Genomic DNA, 2,300 nt, shown 5'->3' with positions numbered 1-2,300 from the left:
GGTGGGTTCCCCTCCGCGGTGCGGGGCGCCTTAGACCCGCCCCGCCGTTCGTCCACGTCCACTCACCCCCGACGGAGAGCACGTTGTACTTCACCGACCGCGGTATCGAGGAACTGGAGAGCCGGCGCGGCGAGGAGGAGGTCACCTTCTCCTGGCTCGCCGAGCAGATGCGCACCTTCGTCGACCTGCACCCGGACTTCGAGGTCCCGGTGGAGCGGCTCGCGACCTGGCTGGCCCGCCTGGACGACGAGGACGACGAGTAGGCGGCGGGGCCGGGGCGGCCCCGGCTCGTCGGCTGGCCCGGCCGGCGGTTGCTGTGGCCGGTGGTTGCCGTGGCCTCCTCCGGGCCCGGGTCTGCTCCGGGCCGTCCGCGGCTCCGGAAGGTGCGCTGATCCGGCCTGTCCACAGCCTCCCGGCCGGCTCTTGACGCACCTCACACGCGATGTATCGTGTCGAGGACAAGACGCGATATGTTGCGTCCGCGTCCAGCCTGGGAGGCCGTTGTGCCCAACCGGTCCGAGTGGTCCGTCGGTGAGCCACAGAAACTCACGTTCGAGCGACCCGTCGAGCGGGTGCGCGTCCGGGTCTCGGGCGGCGCGGTGAACATCGTCGGCACCGACGCCGCGGGCCCGGCCAGACTCGAGGTCTCGGCGATCGACGGTCCACCGCTGCGCGTCACCCACGAGGACGGCACGCTGACGGTGGCGTACGAGGACCTCACCTGGCAGGGCATGTTCAAGTGGCTGGAAGGCGAGCGCCCGCACCGCAGCGTCGACCTCACGGTGGCCGTACCCGCGGACACCGCGGTGCGCATCGGCGTGGTGGGCGCCACCGCGGTCGTGTCCGGCATCGAGGGCGCCACCGAGGTGCGCGGTGTCACCGGTGACACGACACTGGTCGGCCTCGGCAGCAGCGTGCGGGCGGAGACGGTCTCCGGCAACGTGGAGGCCCAGGCGCTCACCGGCCGGTTGTCCTTCGCGTCCGTGTCCGGCAGCCTCACCGTGGTCGACAGCGGCGGCGGCGCGGTCCGCGCCGACTCGGTGAGCGGCGACGTCCTCGTGGACGTCGCCGTCCCCGACCCCGCGTCCGGCCCGCGCCCCGAAGCCGATCTGACGCTGACCACCGTCTCCGGTGACATCGCGATCCGGCTGCCGGATCCCACGGACGCGGTCGTCGACGCCGGCACCAAGGGTGGCGCCCTGTCCTGCGCGTTCGAGAACCTGCGGATCGACGGGCGTTGGGGAACCAGGCGCGTCACCGGAACACTCGGCTCCGGTCGCGGCAGCCTCAAGGCCGGTTCACTGTCGGGCGCGGTGGCGCTGCTGCGACGCCCACCCACCGACGACGGCCCCACTCCCCCGGCCGGCGCCGCCTCTCTGCGTAAGGACGTCTGACATGCCTCCTGTCTTCGCCCACGGCCGACTGCGCCTCTACCTGCTGAAGCTGCTCGACGAAGCCCCCCGCCACGGCTACGAGGTGATCCGGCTGCTGGAGGAGCGCTTCCAGGGCCTGTACGCGCCGTCCGCCGGCACGGTCTACCCCAGGTTGGCGAAACTCTCCGCCGAGGGGCTGGTCAGCCACACCACCGAGGGCGGACGCAAGGTGTACTCCATCACCGACGCCGGTCGTGCCGAACTCGCCGACCGCCGGGCCGAACTCGCCGAACTGGAGATGGAGATCCACGAGTCGTTGGCCGCGCTGGCCCGGGAGATCCGGGAGGACGTGCGCGGCACGGCCAGCGAGGTCCGCCGCGAGATGCGGGAGGCGGCGCGCCGTGCCCGGCACACCGAGAGCGGTGACCCGAAGCCCACCGGGGAGGCCCAGGAGGCCGGCGGGGCCGGGGCGTTCGGCGAAGGCGGGGCCTTCGGCGGCTCCTGGGGGGACACCGAGGCCTGGCGGCAGGCGAAGGAGGAGATGCGCCGCGCCAAGCACGAGTGGAAGGAGCAGGCGCGCCGCGCCAGGGCGGAGAGCCGCAGGGCCAAGGAGGACGCCGCGCAGGCCCGCCACCACGCGCAGCGGGAGGCCCAGGAGGAGGTGCGCCGCATCGCCCGCCAGGTGCAGGAGCAGGTCCAGTCGCACGCCCAGGCTGGCGACTGGCAGCGCGCGGTACGCGAGGGCATGGCGGAACTCAGCAAGGAGATGGGCGCGTTGGGCCGGCTCACCGGCCGGGCCGGAGTCTGGCAGCCGTACGGCTGCGCCGATCCCGAGACCGCCCCCGAGCAGTCGGCGGCGGAGGGCCGGCCGGGGGCGGAGGGCCAGCCGGGGGCGGAAAACCGCGGCACCGAGCAGGCGACAGCAGG

The 2,300-nt window shown here is 73.6% G+C and carries 3 protein-coding genes; all 3 read left to right on the top strand.

Translation table 11 applies throughout. The features are described 5' to 3' along the window. Positions 1 to 83 precede the first annotated feature (83 nt). Positions 84 to 263, top strand: a complete 180-nt coding sequence (locus ACYVE9_RS23555; RefSeq protein WP_461029903.1) for a DUF6104 family protein — start codon at positions 84 to 86, stop codon at positions 261 to 263. A gap of 240 nt (positions 264 to 503) precedes the next feature. Then, positions 504 to 1,394 (top strand): DUF4097 family beta strand repeat-containing protein, encoded by an 891-nt coding sequence (locus ACYVE9_RS23550; protein WP_461029902.1) that lies wholly within the window; start codon positions 504 to 506, stop codon positions 1,392 to 1,394. A gap of 1 nt (position 1,395) precedes the next feature. Continuing rightward, a partial coding sequence (locus tag ACYVE9_RS23545) for a PadR family transcriptional regulator (protein WP_461029901.1) occupies positions 1,396 to 2,300 on the top strand: 905 nt, incomplete at its 3' end.

The organism is Streptomyces sparsus (assembly GCF_054776295.1).
This window is presented reverse-complemented; position numbering and strand designations above follow the sequence as displayed.